Origin of the sequence: Alcanivorax sp. IL3 (assembly GCF_047495465.1) — a bacterium.
Taxonomy (GTDB): Bacteria; Pseudomonadota; Gammaproteobacteria; order Pseudomonadales; family Alcanivoracaceae; genus Alcanivorax; species Alcanivorax jadensis.
On the sequence record NZ_CP179931.1, the window covers coordinates 2,072,339 to 2,089,091 of the forward strand.

Annotated in this window: 15 protein-coding genes and 1 pseudogene; 10 read left to right on the top strand and 6 right to left on the bottom strand. The window is 60.1% G+C overall.

The window, feature by feature from the left end; all coding sequences use genetic code 11:
- Window positions 1-87 precede the first annotated feature (87 nt).
- The 7 genes from ACMG4M_RS09665 to ACMG4M_RS09695 all read left to right on the top strand — a co-directional run bounded on the left by ACMG4M_RS09665 (window position 88) and on the right by ACMG4M_RS09695 (window position 6,032).
- Complete coding sequence (locus tag ACMG4M_RS09665; protein ID WP_272961753.1) at window positions 88-555, top strand: NUDIX hydrolase; 468 nt, start codon at window positions 88-90, stop codon at window positions 553-555.
- Between the two features lie 15 nt (window positions 556-570).
- Window positions 571-1,677 (top strand): tRNA 2-thiouridine(34) synthase MnmA, encoded by a 1,107-nt coding sequence (mnmA, locus tag ACMG4M_RS09670; RefSeq protein ID WP_414429879.1) that lies wholly within the window; start codon window positions 571-573, stop codon window positions 1,675-1,677.
- Window positions 1,674-2,312 carry a high frequency lysogenization protein HflD gene (hflD, locus tag ACMG4M_RS09675; protein ID WP_272961751.1) on the top strand — a complete coding sequence of 213 codons (639 nt, stop codon included), beginning with the start codon at window positions 1,674-1,676 and terminating at the stop codon, window positions 2,310-2,312. Before mnmA ends, hflD begins: the two co-directional genes overlap by 4 nt.
- A gap of 283 nt (window positions 2,313-2,595) precedes the next feature.
- Window positions 2,596-3,966, top strand: coding sequence for an adenylosuccinate lyase (purB, locus tag ACMG4M_RS09680; RefSeq protein WP_414429880.1), 1,371 nt, complete (start codon window positions 2,596-2,598; stop codon window positions 3,964-3,966).
- On the top strand, window positions 3,966-5,099 hold the full coding sequence (locus ACMG4M_RS09685) for a JmjC domain-containing protein (protein ID WP_414429881.1): 1,134 nt from the start codon (window positions 3,966-3,968) through the stop codon (window positions 5,097-5,099). The genes purB and ACMG4M_RS09685 overlap by 1 nt, the downstream gene beginning before the upstream one ends.
- Window positions 5,100-5,109: 10 nt before the next feature.
- Window positions 5,110-5,535 carry a GNAT family N-acetyltransferase gene (locus ACMG4M_RS09690; protein WP_272997155.1) on the top strand — a complete coding sequence of 142 codons (426 nt, stop codon included), beginning with the start codon at window positions 5,110-5,112 and terminating at the stop codon, window positions 5,533-5,535.
- Window positions 5,535-6,032: a hypothetical protein gene (locus tag ACMG4M_RS09695; RefSeq protein ID WP_414429882.1), complete on the top strand. Its 498-nt coding sequence runs from the start codon at window positions 5,535-5,537 to the stop codon at window positions 6,030-6,032. Before ACMG4M_RS09690 ends, ACMG4M_RS09695 begins: the two co-directional genes overlap by 1 nt.
- Before the next feature lie 111 nt (window positions 6,033-6,143).
- On the opposite strand, the gene trmB is transcribed toward ACMG4M_RS09695, so the two are convergent.
- Complete coding sequence (gene trmB, locus ACMG4M_RS09700) at window positions 6,144-6,812, bottom strand: tRNA (guanine(46)-N(7))-methyltransferase TrmB (protein WP_414429883.1); 669 nt, start codon at window positions 6,810-6,812, stop codon at window positions 6,144-6,146.
- A gap of 107 nt (window positions 6,813-6,919) precedes the next feature.
- Here trmB and ACMG4M_RS09705 point away from each other — a divergent pair, with 107 nt between their 5' ends.
- Window positions 6,920-7,696: a hypothetical protein gene (locus tag ACMG4M_RS09705; protein WP_414429884.1), complete on the top strand. Its 777-nt coding sequence runs from the start codon at window positions 6,920-6,922 to the stop codon at window positions 7,694-7,696.
- Between the two features lie 334 nt (window positions 7,697-8,030).
- Here the strand turns inward: ACMG4M_RS09705 and ACMG4M_RS09710 are convergent.
- The 5 genes and pseudogenes from ACMG4M_RS09710 to ACMG4M_RS09730 all read right to left on the bottom strand — a co-directional run bounded on the left by ACMG4M_RS09710 (window position 8,031) and on the right by ACMG4M_RS09730 (window position 14,786).
- Window positions 8,031-10,191: pseudogene (locus ACMG4M_RS09710) on the bottom strand (malate synthase G).
- A 226-nt stretch (window positions 10,192-10,417) separates the two neighbouring features.
- Complete coding sequence (gene ttcA / locus ACMG4M_RS09715) at window positions 10,418-11,269, bottom strand: tRNA 2-thiocytidine(32) synthetase TtcA (protein ID WP_035244526.1); 852 nt, start codon at window positions 11,267-11,269, stop codon at window positions 10,418-10,420.
- 91 nt (window positions 11,270-11,360) lie between these two features.
- Window positions 11,361-12,158 (bottom strand): SDR family oxidoreductase, encoded by a 798-nt coding sequence (locus ACMG4M_RS09720; RefSeq protein ID WP_414429885.1) that lies wholly within the window; start codon window positions 12,156-12,158, stop codon window positions 11,361-11,363.
- A gap of 330 nt (window positions 12,159-12,488) precedes the next feature.
- Window positions 12,489-13,682: an acyl-CoA dehydrogenase family protein gene (locus ACMG4M_RS09725; protein ID WP_035244530.1), complete on the bottom strand. Its 1,194-nt coding sequence runs from the start codon at window positions 13,680-13,682 to the stop codon at window positions 12,489-12,491.
- Window positions 13,683-13,691: 9 nt separating this feature from the next.
- Entirely contained in the window at window positions 13,692-14,786 is a 1,095-nt protein-coding gene (locus ACMG4M_RS09730) for an acyl-CoA dehydrogenase family protein (protein ID WP_035244532.1), read from the bottom strand.
- Between the two features lie 109 nt (window positions 14,787-14,895).
- On the opposite strand from ACMG4M_RS09730, the gene ACMG4M_RS09735 reads away from it, so the two are divergent.
- Complete coding sequence (locus ACMG4M_RS09735; protein WP_414429886.1) at window positions 14,896-16,053, top strand: GGDEF domain-containing protein; 1,158 nt, start codon at window positions 14,896-14,898, stop codon at window positions 16,051-16,053.
- Between the two features lie 54 nt (window positions 16,054-16,107).
- On the top strand, window positions 16,108-16,662 hold the full coding sequence (locus tag ACMG4M_RS09740; protein ID WP_414429887.1) for a YecA family protein: 555 nt from the start codon (window positions 16,108-16,110) through the stop codon (window positions 16,660-16,662).
- Window positions 16,663-16,753: the final 91 nt, after the last annotated feature.

Here is a 16,753-nt window from a genome sequence, read left to right on the forward strand (position 1 = left end):
GTTGTCTGTGGCGCTGCTGCGCTACCATTCCCGCCTTTCATTATCATTGTGCCCCATTTGGACGGGGCCAGTACCGGTAGGGTTGCTATGAACAGCTTTGAGCCGCACATTACTGTGGCCTGTGTGGTGGAACAAGACGGGCGCTTCCTCTTTGTTCGGGAAATGAGCAAGGGCCAGGAAGTGCTGAACCAGCCCGCCGGGCATGTGGAATTCGGGGAAAACCTGATGCAGGCGGCCTACCGGGAAACCCTGGAAGAAACTGCCTGGCAGGTCGAAATCACCGACCTGCTGGGCTGGTATATCTTTCAGCCCTTCCGCGGTGCCGGGGTCTACTACCGCACCTGTTTCGTGGCCAGGCCGGTCAGCCATGATCCGGGCCAGAAGCTGGATACCGGTATTCTCGGCGCCGAATGGCTGACACCGGACGAACTGCGCAACCGTCGCCCTCAACACCGTAGCGCCCTGGTGGAAAAATGCCTGGACGACTATCTGTCAGGTCGGCGCCTGCCACTGGACACCATCTATCAGCACCCCTGGCCGCTGCAGCGCGGCTGACATGAAGGCAGCACCATGAGCCAAGTTTCTGCAAAAGCCCCACAAGACACCCATGTGATCGTCGGCATGTCCGGCGGTGTTGATTCCTCGGTGGCCGCTGCGCGGCTGCTGGATGCGGGTTATCACGTCGAAGGCCTGTTCATGAAGAACTGGGATGAAGACGATGGCACCGACTACTGCACCGCCCGGGAAGACCTGATGGATGCCATGCAGGTAGCGGGCGTACTGGGTATCGAGCTACATACCGCCAATTTTGCTGCGGAGTACTGGGACCGGGTATTCGAACATTTTCTGGCTGAATACAAGGCCGGTCGCACCCCCAACCCGGACATCCTCTGCAACAAGGAAATCAAATTCCAGGCGTTTCTGGACCACGCTATCACCCTGGGCGCGGACTATATTGCTACCGGCCACTATTCCCAGGTGAGCCACGACGGTAAGGGGCGCCTGCTGCGGGCCGTGGATACCAACAAGGACCAGACCTACTTCCTCCACGCCGTGGATCACCACAAGTTCGAGCGCACCCTGTTCCCACTGGGTGACCTGGAAAAGCCGGAAGTGCGTCGCATCGCCGAAGAAAAGGGCTTTGCCAACCACAAGAAGAAGGACTCCACCGGGATCTGCTTTATCGGCGAGCGCCGATTCAAGGATTTTCTTGAGCAGTACCTGCCCGCCCAGCCTGGCAAGATCGAAGACGACCATGGCAATGTGATCGGCGACCACGATGGTCTCATGTATTACACCCTGGGCCAGCGCCAGGGCCTGGGCATTGGTGGTCGCGCCAACGCCGGCGATGCGCCCTGGTACGTGGCCGGCAAGGACCTTGAGCGAAATGTGCTGGTCGCCGTCCAGGGCACCGATCACCCGCTGCTCTACAGCCGCGAACTGACCAGCGCCCCCATGCAGTGGGTCGCCCTGGCACCGCCGACCCTGCCCGCCCGGCTCACCGCCAAGACCCGCTACCGGCAACCCGACCAGGCCTGCACCGTCAGCGACGCCGGGGATGGCCGTGTTCAGGTGGTATTTGCCGAACCCCAGCGGGCCGTGACACCCGGCCAGTCCGTGGTGTTCTATGATGGGCCCGTATGCCTGGGCGGCGCAGTGATAGAGGAGACCGCATGAGCGAACGCTTCAGCCCGCAACAGCAGCAGCTACTGGCTCTGGCAGCCGTCTTCCAGGCCGCCCAGCTGGCCGACGACATTGCTCTTCGCGGCGATTGTGATCCACGGGCTTTCGAGGCCCTGATGCAGGGCGTCATGGCTCTGGATGCAGAAAGTTTTGACACCATTTACTCACAACCGGCCCTGCTCCGTGATGGCGTCAGCCTGCTCAACCGCAGCCTTAACCGGGATTCAGCCGGCGGCAACCTGCGCCCGCTCAATTACGGCCTGGCGTTGCTGCACCTGGCAGCCAAATTGCGCAAGAACGATGACACCGTGAACATCCTGCGCCACCGCCTCAAGGCCCTGGATGGCCAGCAGGCCCATTTCAGCAGTGTTCGAGACGACGCCTTTTGCCACCGGCTGGGCGGTATTTATGTGGACACCCTGGGCACCTTCCGTTTTCGTATCCAGGTAAAAGGCGAACCGGCCCACCTGCAGGACGAAAACAAGGCCGCCCGGGTCCGGGCACTGTTCCTGGCCGGCGTCCGCGCCGCCTTCCTCTGGCACCAGCTCGGCGGCCGCCGCTGGCAACTTCTGTTCCAGAGAAAGCGACTTTTGACTGCTATAGAATCTATAAATATCAATAACTTGTAATGTTTACCTAAAGTCACCTGTAGGAGCGGCGCTTGAGCCGCGAACCCCGCGGTAACGCGATAATCGACCGAAGGGCGATCAGGCGAATCAGAACCCTGCACATCTCCTGAAACGCTTGCCGCAGCCATCACGCTCTGTCGTCTCGCTTCGCTCGGTTCGCCCCTCAAGCGGGGCTCCTACGGGTGGCATCCGCTAACCCGGCAAACAACAACGCAGCCTTTGCGGTTTTACGGTATCATTGCGCCGCTTTTACCCTCACGGAAACGATTCGGGAGCCATTTCCATGTCCAGCCTTACCTCTCTGACTGCCATTTCACCGGTCGATGGCCGCTATGCCGGCAAGGTGGATGCCCTGCGCAACACCACCAGTGAATACGGCCTTATCCGCTTCCGCGTGCATGTGGAAGTGAGCTGGCTGGAACAGCTCGCCCACGACAAGAACATCCCCGAAGTACCGCTGATGAGCGGTCAGGCGGCCTGGCACCTGCGTGGCGTTACCCGCGATTTCGACGTCCAGCATGCCGAGCGCATCAAGGCCATTGAAGCCACCACCAATCACGACGTGAAAGCGGTGGAATACTTCATCAAGGAACAGATGGCCGAGCACGACGAGCTGGCCGGCATGAGCGAGTTTGTTCACTTCGCCTGCACCAGCGAGGACATCAACAACCTGTCCTACTCCCTGATGCTGAAAGAAGCCCGGGAAATCCTGTTGCCGAAGATGGATCAGGTAATCAGTGCCATTCGCCGCCAGGCGCACGCCCAGGCCGATCAGCCCATGCTGTCGCGCACCCATGGCCAGTCTGCCTCCCCCACCACCGTGGGCAAGGAAATGGCCAATGTGGTGGCCCGCCTGCAGCGCCAGCGCGACCAGTTCGCCGCCGTGGCACTGCTCGGCAAGATCAACGGTGCCGTGGGTAACTACAACGCTCACTTGTCCGCCTACCCTGACGTGGACTGGGAAGCCTTTGCCCGCCGCTTCGTGGAAGGCCTGGGATTGTCCTTCAACCCCTACACCACCCAGATCGAGCCCCATGACTGCGTGGCCGAGTACTTCCACGCCCTGATGCGCTTCAACACCATCCTGCTCGACTTCGACCGGGACGTGTGGGGCTATATCTCCTTGGGCTACTTCAAGCAGAAAACCGTGGAAGGCGAAGTGGGTTCCTCCACCATGCCGCACAAGGTCAACCCCATAGACTTCGAAAACTCCGAGGGCAACCTGGGCCTGGCCAACGCCATCATGGATCACTTGGCCGCCAAACTGCCGATGTCCCGCTGGCAGCGCGACCTCACCGACTCCACCGTGCTGCGTAACGTGGGGGTGGGCCTGGCGCACAGCCTGATTGCTTTTGAAGCCAGCCTGAAAGGAATCAGCAAGCTGGAAGTAAACCCGGCACGTCTTAACGACGACCTGGACGCGGCCTGGGAAGTACTGGCCGAGCCGATCCAGACGGTCATGCGTCGCTACGGCATCGAGAAGCCCTACGAAAAGCTCAAGGCACTCACCCGTGGCAAGGACGGCATCAACCAGGAAACCCTGACCGCCTTCATCAATGATCTGGCGATCCCGGATGAAGCCAAGGAAATCCTGCTGGCCATGACCCCGGGCAGCTACATTGGTAACGCGGCCCAGCAAGCGCGCAATATCTGATGAGCGACGCCCTGGGCCTGCCCACCTTCACGCTGCCGCTCACCCCGGCAGCGTTTTTGCGTGATTACTGGCAGAAAAAGCCCCTGTTCATGCCTGGCACTGCCAGCGGCCTGGATGAGCCAGACGCGGACACCCTGGCCGGGCTGGCGCTGGAAGAGAATGTGGAAGCCCGTATCATTCGCGGCGCTGCTGGCGGCACCTGGGAACTCAAACAGGGGCCGTTCGAGGAAACCGTGTTCGCCGAGGTGGGCGAGCGGGACTGGACCTTGCTGGTGCAGTCCGTGGACCATTATCTGACCGATGTGTCCCTGCTGCTGGACAGCTTTGCCTTCCTGCCCAACTGGCGGCTTGAAGACATCATGATGAGTTATGCCGCCAAGGGTGGCAGTGTGGGCCCCCATTTCGACCGCTATGACGTTTTCCTGATCCAGGCCGCCGGCAGCCGCCGCTGGCAGATCGGTGATGTCTGCGACGAAAAAACGCCGAAATTGCCACACCCTGACCTGAAGCTGGTGGCTGACATGCCGGTGCGCGAAGAGTTCGTGGCAAACCCTGGCGATGTGCTCTACCTGCCCCCCGGCGTGGCCCACCATGGTGTCGCCGAAGACAGCGACTGCATCACTTGGTCGGTGGGTTTCCGGGCCCCGGATTACCAGATGCTGATGGCGGAAATCGCCGGCGAATGCCTGGCCGATGCGGACAGCGAGCTGTTTACGGACGCGGACCGGCAGGTGCCCAAGGATCCGGCGGTACTGGCCGATGCAGACCGGCAGCAACTGGTTCGCGGCGCCCTGGACCTGCTCAACCCGGCGGCGATAGAGCGGGCAGTTTATCGCTGGCTGTCCACTCCCCGGCTGGATGGACTTGAATTTGCCGTCGATGATGCCCATATTCGCCAGCGCGATCCTTCGATCGCCCTGGTCCGCCATGGTAGTGTGCGCCTGATTTTGCAGGGCAACATTGCCTGGCTAAACGGTGAGCCCTACTCACTGACAGAACAACAACGACCACTGGTACAGCTGCTGGCCCGCCAGCGCTGCTATACCCGTGAAGCGCTGGATGCCGTACTGCAGCCAGCCGGGAGTGAATTGCTACATGACTGGATTGAACAGGGCTACTTCGCCCAACTATAACGAGACCCCTATGGCTATCAGCATTATCGAGACCCGCTGGGACGAAAACGACACTGCCCTGCGAGCCCTTCGCCAGAAGGTCTTCATCAACGAACAGCACGTCCCCGAAGAGCTGGAGTGGGATGGCGAAGATGACAAGGCCATCCATTTTCTGGCCCTGGACCGGGAGCAGACTCCGGTCGGCTGTATTCGCCTTCTTCCCAGCGGCCAGATCAGCCGACTGTGCGTCCTTTCCGAGCAGCGCAACAATGGTGTCGGCAGCTCCCTGCTGGTAGCCGCGGAAGAAGCCGCCCGGGCCAAGGGCATGGAAGAAATCTTCCTGCACGCCCAGACCCACGCCACCAGCTTTTACGAAGCGGCCGGCTTTGCGGTGTCCGGTGGCATCTTCATGGATGCCAACATCCCCCACCGGCAGATGTTCAAACCCCTCGCCTGATGCCTTTTGTCATCGGTGACGACGACACCCTGCTCCACCCTGAATTCGGCGAGGCCGGCGCTGCGCTCGCTTCGCTGATTTCCGCCTGCCGTCGCAGCCTCTGGCTGCGGGTCCCGGAGCTGGACGCCCTGACCGCCGACAGCGCTGTTTGCGATACCCTCAAGCGGCTGGCCCTGAGCAGCGCAAAAACCGATATCCGCATTCAGTACGACAGCCAGGACAAGGCCGTGCGTAACGGACATCGCTTGGTCCATCTGGCCCGCCGGCTTCCCTCTCGCATACAGATGCGCCAGAGCCAGGATGATGACCGGGACAACCAGCTCTGCTTTGCTATCGGCGATGGGACCGGACTGTTCGAAGCAGCGGGCTGGCCACGGCCCGGCCGACTCGACCTTTGCGGTCATCGTCTTCCCCGCGCGCCACGTCTGGCCAGACAGTTTCAGGAACACTGGGAACGCGCAGCCTCCTCAATAGAGTTACGAGAGCTGCGTTTATAGAATCTTGTAGGGTGGATTAGCCGAAGGCGTAATCCACCAGATTCCTGGTGCCAGACTTTCCACATTGTGACGGTGGATTACGCCTTCGGCTAATCCTCCCTACCCGCCACATCACAGACTGGCTGTCAGTCGCCAGTTTACCTGACCGCTGGCCTGGTATTTCTCCTCGAAATCCGTCAACGGTTCGCTTTGCAGCGGCAGTTCCGACAGCGCCGCATCAATGCCACTGATCGCCAGCGCGTCCCGCACCTCCTGCAGGTACAGCAACCAGTTACTGCGCATTTCCAGCACGCCACCCAGCGACAACATCGTGGGCCACACCGGATGACCGTGCCAGCGCCGCTTCAGATGAGCGCTTTTCGGCCAAGGATTCGGATAAAGAATCTGATGGCGCTGGAGTTGCCAGCCCTCCCCCGCCATGAGCCGCCACAAACCCGCGCAATCCGCCCGCAAGAGCAAAAGATTGTCCGGCAGTGCCTGAAAACGCCTGCCGGCACGCTCCAGGCGGGCAGCGGACTGATCCACCCCCACCACCAGAGCCTCCGGGTGCTGGCTGGCAAGCAGCAAGGAAGAGCTCCCGGTGCCACAGCCGGAATCTAGCATCAGCGGTCGCTCAGCGCCTTGCGCTTGCCGCCACTGCTGCAATTGCGCAAACGCCTGAGCATCATGGTCCGCAATAGGCGCCTGCCAGGGACTTTGCAGATGGCGACGGACCACCCGCTCAAGGTCATTGTGGATTCCGGTCTGATTCGAGGTAACGCTACGGCTGTTGGCGAACATGGCAACTCTGGGGCAACTTCAGGCGGACGCCATTATGCCTGTGATCCTGTAGAGATGCGTAATGCAGCGGCCATGATAGAGTGAGAAAAAGCCTGCCGGAGTCGATCATGATGCAACGACGAATACACCGCTGCCGACATCTCGTTCTGCTGCTCAGCCTGCTGCTGGGGATGATCGGCCAGGCCATGGCAGACTCCATGCGCATCCACGTATTACCCCGCCCGGATGCCCCGGCACTGGTGTCGGTGATCGAACCCCTACTGGCCCCCGGCGGCAGCGTCCGGGCCTATCAGGGCAAATTGATCATCCGCACCACCGACAGCAATATGGCTGAACTGGAAGGTGCGCTGGGCAGCCTGGAAGCCGCACCCAGCGCTCTGGTTGTTCATCTTCGTCGTCAAGGTACCAGCAGCGGCCAGCGTAGCGGAGTGGATACCCGTATCCAGGGCCGCATTCCCGGCGGGGTCTCCGGTGACATCCGCATTGAACAAAGCCGGCAGCACAGCAGCCAGCAGGACCATTACCAGATTCGCACCCTCAGCGGTTACCCGGCCCATATCAGCCAGGGCACCCTGCTCGCCCTCGGCGGCGGCTATTACGGCACCGTGCTTGCTGAGCTACAACAGGGTATCCAGGTAATCCCGCAACTGACCCCGGACGGCAGCGTGGTACTGCAGATCAGCCAGCGCTACGACCAGCCGGGCGGCCAGGGCGTGGCATACACCCAATCCAGCGGCACCACCCTGAGGCTACAGCCGGGTGTCTGGCAGCCCATGGGCAGCATCCGCGTAGACCGCAAACAGGACCAGCGTGGTTTTGGCGGGGTGCAGAGCAGCAGCCAGCAGGTCAATCTGCCGCTGGAGGTGATGGTGGAAAAGGAATAGCGTCGCACTCGAAGCCGCTGTAGGAGCGGCGCTTGAGCCGCGAACCGCGCGGAGCGCGGAATCGCCTGCAGGGCGATCAAGCATGGCAGTGTCAGGCAAACGCAGTAACACGCTCCCGGTCACGTTTCCCGCACCGTTATCGGGGACCATGCAGGCGCCGCACACAGTGCAGAAACCTGTCGAGCTCTGGGAGCCCTGATCGCCCTACGGGCGACTTCCTTGCTGCGCAAGGTTCGCGGCTCAAGCGCCGCTCCTACAGTAGCTTCGTAGAAAGCATTTCCAGCGAAGCGTAGCTTGTAGCGAAAAAAAGCCCCGCGATGCGGGGCTTTTTGTCTTACTGGGCTTTCAGCTCACGGCGACGACGGTGCAGGACCGGCTCGGTGTAGCCGCTGGGCTGGGAGCAGCCCTCGAACACCAGCTCCATCGCTGCACTGGAAGGCCACGGAGTTGTCAAAATCCTTGGCCATGGGCACGTAGGTGGGGTCGTTGGCGTTCTGACGATCTACCACTTCTGCCATGCGCTTCAGGGTTTCGGTCACCTGCTCTTGATTGGTGATGCCGTGGTGCAACCAGTTGGTTACGTGCTGGCTGGAAATCCGCAGGGTGGCGCGGTCTTCCATCAGGCCCACATCATTGATGTCCGGCACCTTGGAGCAACCCACGCCACTGTCGATCCAGCGAACCATGTAACCCAGAATGCCCTGCGCGTTGTTGTCCAGCTCCTGCTGGATTTCTTCGGCGGACAGCTCACGGGTCAGCAACGGCACGGTGAGGATATCGTCCAGGGAGGCACGCTTGCGGTTAGCCAGCTCTTTCTGGACTTCTGCCACGTTAATCTCGTGATAGTGGGTAACGTGCAGGGTCGCAGCCGTCGGGGACGGCACCCAGGCACAGTTGGCTCCGGCTTTCGGGTGACCGGCTTTGGTGGCCATCATTTCGGCCATTTCGTCCGGCTTGGGCCACATGCCCTTACCGATCTGGGCGTGACCCGGCAGACCACATTCCAGACCGATGTCCACATTCCAGTCTTCGTAGGCATTGATCCACGGCAGGGCTTTCATGTCGCCCTTACGCGCCATGGGGCCTGCTTCCATGGAAGTGTGCATTTCGTCACCGGTGCGGTCCAGGAAGCCGGTGTTGATGAAAATCACACGCTCTTTCGCCTGACGGATACACTCTTTCAGGTTGACGGTAGTGCGGCGCTCTTCATCCATGATGCCGATCTTCAGGCTGTTCTTTTCCAGGCCCAGGGCCTTCTCGACACGCTCGAACAGCTCAACAGCGAAGGCCACTTCTTCCGGACCGTGCATCTTCGGCTTCACGATGTACATGGAACCGGTGCGGCTGTTGCTCAGCTTGTTGAGTTTCTTCAGGTCATGAATGCCGGCCAGCACGGTGATCATGCCGTCCATGATGCCTTCCGGGGTTTCCTCGCCATTGAGCAGGATAGCCGGGTTGGTCATCAGGTGGCCCACGTTCCGCACCAGCAACAGGGAGCGGCCGTGCAGGGTCAGGGTGCCGCCGTCCAGCGCGGTGTACTCGCGATCCGGATTCATGGCGCGGGTCATGGTCTTGCCGCCCTTCTGGAAGCTTTCCTGCAGGTCGCCCTTCATCAGGCCGGCCCAGTTGCGATACACCTCGACTTTGTCTTCCGCATCCACGGCGGCTACGGAGTCTTCGCAGTCCTGGATGGTGGTGATGGCAGATTCCAGCAGCACATCTTTCATGTTGGCAGCGTCGTCGGTGCCAATCGGGTGGCTGGCATCGATCTGGATTTCTGCATGCAGGTTGTTGTGCTTGAGCAGGATACCGGATGGGGCAGAGGCCTCGCCCACATAACCCTGCAGCTGGCCTTCGTCTTTCAGGCCGGATTTTTCAGCGCCCAGGGACACTTCCAGTTTGCCATCAACAATGGCGTAACCGGTGCTGTCTTTATGGGAGCCGGAGGCCAGCGGGAAGTAGCGGTCCAGGAAGTTACGGGCCCAGGCAATCACCTTGGCGCCACGCTTGGGGTTATAAGCCCCGCCTTTCTCGGCGCCGCCTTCGTCAGAAATCACGTCGGTGCCGTAGAGGGCGTCATACAGGCTGCCCCAACGCGCATTGGCGGCGTTCAGGGCGAAACGGGCATTTTTCACCGGTACCACCAGCTGCGGCCCAGCGATGGTGCCGATCTCGTCATCCACATTCTCGGTGGTAACGTTGAAGTCCTCGCCTTCCGGCAGCAGGTAACCGATCTCGGTCAGGAACTGCTTGTACTCAGCCATGTCGATGGCCTGGCCTTTACGGGCCTTGTACCACTCGTCCAGCTGCGCCTGGATGGTTTCACGCTTTTCCAGCAGCGCCTTGTTCTTGGGCGCCAGGTCCTTGAGGATGCTTTCCAGCTCGGCCCAGAAGTGTTCCGGGTCCACGCCGGTACCCGGCGCAATCTCGTTGACTACCAGATCATGGAGTTCGGCAGCGATTTCAAGGCTACCCTTCTGAATACGATCGGTCATGGTGCTCCTACCCTTCTGGTCGAGAGAGTCTTGGTTAATCGGGACATTCGGCGAAAACCCAAGGGTCGACCCCGCTTGAAGGGGGTCGGAGGAAGTCGCAGAAGCCCGGGGAAACGGTTACATGGCGGCCTGACAGACCGCACCGCAAAAAGGCGCGGGTATTTTACCGGAAACGGCGCCGTGAATCATGTCTAGTGGCAAAATCGCCGAAACGATGCTTTTTTGATCAGCCGAACAGGTTGACCACGTCCAGTCGGTGAGCCTGCTCACCGCCCTGCTGCTGGCCGTCTTCCAGATTTTCGAAGTCGAACAGGCGCGTATCGGCCAGTTGCGAGGGGGCAATATTCTGGATGGCAGCAAAGATGTTCTCGATGCGCCCTGGCTGATCCCGGTCCCACTTGTTGAGCATCTCCTTGATCACCTGGCGTTGCAGGTTCTCCTGAGAGCCACACAGGTTGCAGGGGATGATCGGGAAATCCTTGAAGTTGGAGAACTCGATGATGTCCTTCTCGCGGCTGTAAGCGAGAGGACGGATAACAATATTGCGGTTATCGTCGCTGCGCAGCTTGGGCGGCATGGCCTTCATCTTGCCGCCAAAGAACATGTTCAGAAACAGGGTCTCGACGATGTCATCGCGGTGGTGGCCCAGGGCGATCTTGGTGGCGCCGATCTCTTCGGCAAAGCCATAGAGGCTACCGCGACGCAGCCGTGAACACAGCCCACAGGTGGTTTTCCCCTCCGGCACCTTCTCCTTGACGATGGAATAGGTGTCCTTCTCGAGGATGTGATAGGCCACCCCTTCCCGCTCCAGGTACTCCGGCAGTACATGCTCCGGGAACCCCGGCTGCTTCTGGTCCAGGTTCACCGCCACCAGCTCGAAATTCACCGGCGCCGAATGCTGCAGATTGCGCAGTATTTCCAGCATGGTGTAGGAATCCTTGCCGCCAGACAGGCACACCATCACCTTGTCGCCCTCACTGATCATATTGAAATCAGCAATGGCACGACCGACCTCGCGCCGCAGCTTCTTCTGCAGCTTGTTGAGGCGAGTCCGTTGTTTGGCGTCCAGCGTGTCCATGGGAACCCTTTCTCTCTCTGTGTAACAGCCACCACGCTTCACGCAACAGCAATGGCGCAAAAAGCAGATTTTGCGTGAAGCGTGTGGGCGATTATGTGACCTTCATTTTGCGGATCAATCGGCGGTACAGCGCGGGGCTCCAGCGTTTCAGGTAGATACCGGCACCCTCGCGGCCGGCGATGATAACCTGATCGCGGCCTTGCTGCACGGCCTTCACCATCCGTTTGGCGCATTCGTCAGGGGCAATACCGGCTTCCTGAGCCTCATCCATACTGCCTTGGGCAGAGCCATCGGCGGTGAGCGCGTTGAGGGAGACCTGGGTGCGGATAAAGCCGGGCATCACCAGGGTCACCCGGATACCAGCATCGTATTCCTCGGCACGCAAGGATTCGAAGAAACCGTGCAGAGCGTGCTTGCTGGCGCTGTAGGCACTGCGCAAAGGCGTGGGCAGCTCACCGACCAGCGAGGTCACCACCACAAACCGGCCTCGGCCCTGCTCTTTCAGCCAGGGCAATACCGCCTTGGTCAGCGCCACGGTGCCAAAGAAATTCACCTCCATGATTCGCCGATCCACCGCCAAATCGGTGTCGGCCACCAGGGAGCGCTGGGAAATGCCGCAGTTGTGGACCACCTGATCAAGACGATCAAAACGCTGCCGCACCGCCGCCAAGGCAGCAGGCATGGCTTCGACTTCCGTCAGATCCAGCGGCAACACTAGATGGTCATCACCGTTGACCAGACCCTCCTGGACCCGCTTCAGCTCCTCTTCCCGACGGGCGGAGAGCACCAGGGTTGCGCCCCGGCGCGCATATTCCTTCGCCAACGCCTCGCCAATCCCGGAGGAGGCCCCGGTAATCCACACCACCTTGCCAGCCAGCGTTTCGGCCATCTCAAACGCTCCTTGAAGTCAAAGACACCGCAAGGGTAATGCCATGGCCGGGAAATCCAAAGGCTGAAACAGCAAATACGCCAACTACGCAGCCGCTGTAGGAGCGCCTCTCGAGGCGCGAACTGGCCGTGGCAAGTTGCCTTCTAGCTTACAGACTAACCTCCATACAACTGGCGAGCCCTGAAACTCCTGATCGTCCTGCGGACGATTTCCGCGCAAGCGCGGTTCGCGCCTCGAGAGGCATTATTCGCTTCGCTCACCCTTAGGGCCGCACGGAACTACGTGCGTTACTCCACTACGCTCCGTTCCTACAGCGGCCTTGTCGACATATTATTTCAGCTCTCTGGACGACAGCCCCAGCAGGTGCCGTGCCACGATCAGTTGCTGGATCTGCTGGGTGCCCTCGAAGATGTCGATGATCTTTGAATCCCGAGCCAGCTTTTCCAGCAACGTCCGCTCGGAATAGCCCAGCTCGCCGCATAGGGCCACGCACTTGAGGGTTACCTCATTGCCCATGCGCCCGGCCTTGGCCTTGCACATGGAGGCTTCTTTGGAATTGGGCTGGCCATTGTCTGCCATCCAGGCGGCTTTCAGGGTCATCAGGCGGGCGGCTTCCAGGTCCGCTTCCAGCCGGTACAGCTCCAGCTCCCGCGCCGTAGAATTATAAGGTTGTTTCGAGAAATCAGCCTCAACCCCTTCTTTTTCCAATATTTCTCTGGTTATCTCTAGTGCCGCACGGGCCACGCCCAATGCCATGGCTGCCACCTGGGGACGGGTATTATCAAAGGTCTGCATCACCCCGCCGAAGGCCTTTTTGCGGGCCTCTTCGGTATCGCCAATTTCTGCCGAACCAAGGATATGGTCCTTGGGGATTCGGCAGTTGTTGAACGACAGGGCAGCCGTATCTGACACGCGCAGGCCCATCTTGTCTTCCACGCGCACCAGCTGCAGGCCGGGGTTATCGCGAGGAACGATGAATGACTTGATCGCCGCCTTGCCCAATGACTTGTCCAGGGTCGCCCAGACCACCACCGCATCACAGCGCTGGCCCGCGGTGCAGTAGATTTTCTCACCGTTGAGCACCCACTCATCACCGTCCAGTTCAGCGGTGGTACTGACCGCAGCGGAATCCGAACCCGCGCCGGGCTCGGTAATCGCCATGGCACAGTAGAGCTTGCCATACTTCTCTTTCTGCTCCGGGGTGCCCACGGCCATCACCGCCGCATTGCCCAGCCCGGAGCCGGGAATGGAGAGCATCAACCCCACATCGCCCCAGCACATGGCTTCCACCGCCAGGATGCCGGTCATGTTGCTACCGTTCTTGATCTCGTCACTGGCACCCTTTTTCCCACCGCCGCGGGGCATGGCTGCCATCATCTGCGCCACCGGCTTCAGCTCCTCCGGGGTATCGCAGTGTTCGATGGCGTCGTATTTGCGGGCAATGGGGCGAAACACTCCCGCTGCCAGTTGCTGGGCCATCTGCTGGACCTGTTCGAGCTTGGCCGGAATTTCCAGATTGATCATGACTCTCTCCTATACCATCAGGCTGCCGTGCAACACGGCAATGCTGCGCAGGTTGCGGTACCACATTTCCAGCGGGTAATCGCGCACAAAGCCGGCGCCACCAAAGAGCTGGATACCGTTGGTGCCGATCTCCATGGCTTTTTCCATGCACTGCAACTGGGCCAGATAGGCGTCCTTGTGGAAATCCAGGCCCTGCTCCGCCCGGCTGGCAGCGCGCAGCATCATCAGGCGCATGCCTTCAATTTCGATACCCATGTTGGCCACCATGAAGGCCACGGACTGACGCCAGGCAATAGGCTCCCCGAACGCCTTGCGCTCTTTCACGTAGGGGATGCTGTATTCCAGCACCGCCTGACAGCAGCCCACCGCCAGCGCGCATTGGCCGATACGGCTGAGGCCCAGCAGACGATTCAGGTCGAAGCGCGGTAACCGGTCACGGGCCGGGATGGCCACGTTTTCCAGGGTCAGCGTCGCCATGTTGGCACTACGCAACCCCATGTACGGCTCGGACTCAATGGTCAGCCCTTCCGCCTCCGCCGGCACCACAAAGCCCGCCACCTCGCCATCGATAGCAGCCACCACTACAAACCATTCACATTGGGCAGCCATGGGGACCAGACTTTTCACGCCGTTGAGGGTGTAGGTGTCGCCGTCTTGGCTGGCCATGGTGGCCGGCGCAGCAGGCTCGAAGGTGGCACGGGGCTCGTTGACCGCCAACGCTGCACCAGTAAAGGTCTCCGCCGCCAAGACTGGGAGCCACCGTTCCTGTTGCTGCTCGTCACCGAAATCCATCAGTGCATTCACTGCAGCCATCGGTTGCAGTGCGGCCAGGGTATGGGACATGTCTCCCTGGGCCAGATCTTCCACGGCCAGGGCATTGGATAACGGCGAACGAGGCATGGCAACGCCACCTAGGGCTTCCGGCATGGGCATCAAGGCCAGGCCGAAACCACTAATGGCATCCAGTAGCGCCGGATTGGCCTGCGCCGCATCGTCAGCAGCTCGGGCCTGGGACGACAGGGAATCGCGGGCAAGACGTCGCATGCTCTCGCGGGTAATGCGCTGCTCTTCGGTGAGCGTGAGATCAAACAGGGGGGTCGACATGATCGGGCCTCAGGAGGTCGAATTAACATAACCAATCAAACGATTGTTTCACTCGAGACAGTTTGTCAGGCCCTGTCTACCTCTCACAATGACATCCCTGTGACCTGGAATGAGAAAAACGGTAAAGTTGACCAAAAAGCCAGCAGGCAACCTACAGGATCCGATTACCTACGTGCTTACCCTGATTCCCGCCGAACCGCCGGAGCGCGCCATCCGCCTCCGCCGCCAGATCATGGCCGTTTACTCCTATTGCCTGCTATGGGTGGGCACCATCCTCGGCGTCGAGCTCAGTGCCTTTGCGCCCAATACACCGCACCTGATGATGTTCTCGGTGCTATTTGCCATCAACCTGGTGTTCTTTCTGCTCATCCGTAGTGGTCTCAGCGAACGCCTCGGCGACCCCAGCCTGACCATTTTGCAGATGGCCACCGGCATCATCCTGACCACGGTGATCCTGCATTATACCCGCGAGCTACGTGGCGCCATGCTGAGCATCTACTTCATGGTGATGACGTTTGGCATTTTTGCCCTGGACAGGCGCCGGCAAATGGCCATGGCCGGCTTTACCCTTTTCTGCTTCACCACGTTGCAGGTATACGAGTGGCTGGAAACCCCCCAACAGGCGATCTTTTCGTTTCTGATCGGGCACTGGATCATTCTTGCCCTGATCCTCTGCTGGTTTATCTATATGGGGGGCTACATCCACAACTTGCAGAACCGGGTCAGGGATCAACGTGAAAACCTGCGTGATGCCCACTCTCGCCTGGAAGCCATTGCGGTGCGCGATGATCTTACCGGGCTGTATAACCGCCGCCATTTTCTCGAACGACTGGAGGAAGAGCTTTCCCTCGCCAACCGCAACCACACCCCCCTTTATCTGGCGATTATCGATCTGGACCATTTCAAGCGGGTCAATGATAACTACGGCCATCATAGTGGCGACGAAGTGCTCAGCCGCTTTGCCCGCATTGCCAGCCAGGGCCTGCGCAAATCGGACCTGTTGGCCCGCTACGGTGGTGAGGAATTCGTGGTGCTGTTTCCCCATGCCACGGAAGCCGCCTGCGAAGCCGCTCTGGAACGCCTGCGCAGGCGCTTCGCCGAACAGGGTTATTCCTTTGCCAGTGACATCAAAACCACTTTCTCTGCCGGTTTGACCGCCTTCCAGCCCGGGGAAACGGCGGACCAGTTGATCAAGCGGGCTGATAGCGCACTGTATGAAGCCAAATCCCGGGGCCGGAACCAGGTGGTCCGGCTGCCGTTGAGCTGAATACCTGGAGACCGCCGATAACTCCCGGTATGCTTGCCGGCAGCGGAGGACTCCATGTCAGACATTACCAATCCCAGCCTGAAAAACACCGTTCGCCAGTACTTCCAGGACCTTGGCGAAGACGCCCCTACCTGGACGGAAATCCATGGCATGCTCTGTGCCCTGGCCGTCGGGCCAGACGTGGAAACGGTGAACTACAGCGAAGAGCTGGAAATGCCGGTTCCCGAGGACGTCACTGATGCTCTCAACCGGCTGCGCGAACGACTGGTAACACAGTTACTCGGTGGCGACGCCGTCAACCTGCCCTGCCTGCTTGACCCTTATCAGGAAGATGACGGCCAGGATCTGGCAAGCTGGTGTGCCGGTTTCATGACCGGCGTCTTTGTGGCCGAAGAAAACTGGTATCAGGATGATGAAGAACAGATGGCGCAAATGCTGCTGCCCTTCATCCTGATTTCAGGGGTGGATGATGACGAAGCCCTGGACACGCTCTGGGACAACAGTCAGGTGGTACGGCAAATGGCCCTGAGCATTCCGGAAATACTGGAAGAGCTCTACCTGGCGTTCCATGGTCCGGATCAGGGTGATGAATCCGCCTCGGCAGACTGATTGTCTTTACCCGAATGTTCACCGCTAACGTGACGCAGTTCTGCGCGTTGTTGCCGCTGTGCCACTAGTCTTGTTGTAGATGCTGCCGCTA

Coding starts and splice junctions, on each gene's coding strand:
- purB (WP_414429880.1), top strand. CDS start 2,596: ATGTCCAGCCTTACCTCTCTGACTGCCATTTCACCGGTCGATGGCCGC.
- ACMG4M_RS09735 (WP_414429886.1), top strand. CDS start 14,896: ATGAGAAAAACGGTAAAGTTGACCAAAAAGCCAGCAGGCAACCTACAG.
- ACMG4M_RS09725 (WP_035244530.1), bottom strand. CDS start 13,682: ATGATCAATCTGGAAATTCCGGCCAAGCTCGAACAGGTCCAGCAGATG.
- ACMG4M_RS09740 (WP_414429887.1), top strand. CDS start 16,108: ATGTCAGACATTACCAATCCCAGCCTGAAAAACACCGTTCGCCAGTAC.
- ACMG4M_RS09720 (WP_414429885.1), bottom strand. CDS start 12,158: ATGGCCGAAACGCTGGCTGGCAAGGTGGTGTGGATTACCGGGGCCTCC.
- mnmA (WP_414429879.1), top strand. CDS start 571: ATGAGCCAAGTTTCTGCAAAAGCCCCACAAGACACCCATGTGATCGTC.
- ACMG4M_RS09695 (WP_414429882.1), top strand. CDS start 5,535: ATGCCTTTTGTCATCGGTGACGACGACACCCTGCTCCACCCTGAATTC.
- ACMG4M_RS09705 (WP_414429884.1), top strand. CDS start 6,920: ATGATGCAACGACGAATACACCGCTGCCGACATCTCGTTCTGCTGCTC.
- ACMG4M_RS09690 (WP_272997155.1), top strand. CDS start 5,110: ATGGCTATCAGCATTATCGAGACCCGCTGGGACGAAAACGACACTGCC.
- ACMG4M_RS09730 (WP_035244532.1), bottom strand. CDS start 14,786: ATGTCGACCCCCCTGTTTGATCTCACGCTCACCGAAGAGCAGCGCATT.
- ACMG4M_RS09665 (WP_272961753.1), top strand. CDS start 88: ATGAACAGCTTTGAGCCGCACATTACTGTGGCCTGTGTGGTGGAACAA.
- ttcA (WP_035244526.1), bottom strand. CDS start 11,269: ATGGACACGCTGGACGCCAAACAACGGACTCGCCTCAACAAGCTGCAG.
- hflD (WP_272961751.1), top strand. CDS start 1,674: ATGAGCGAACGCTTCAGCCCGCAACAGCAGCAGCTACTGGCTCTGGCA.
- ACMG4M_RS09685 (WP_414429881.1), top strand. CDS start 3,966: ATGAGCGACGCCCTGGGCCTGCCCACCTTCACGCTGCCGCTCACCCCG.
- trmB (WP_414429883.1), bottom strand. CDS start 6,812: ATGTTCGCCAACAGCCGTAGCGTTACCTCGAATCAGACCGGAATCCAC.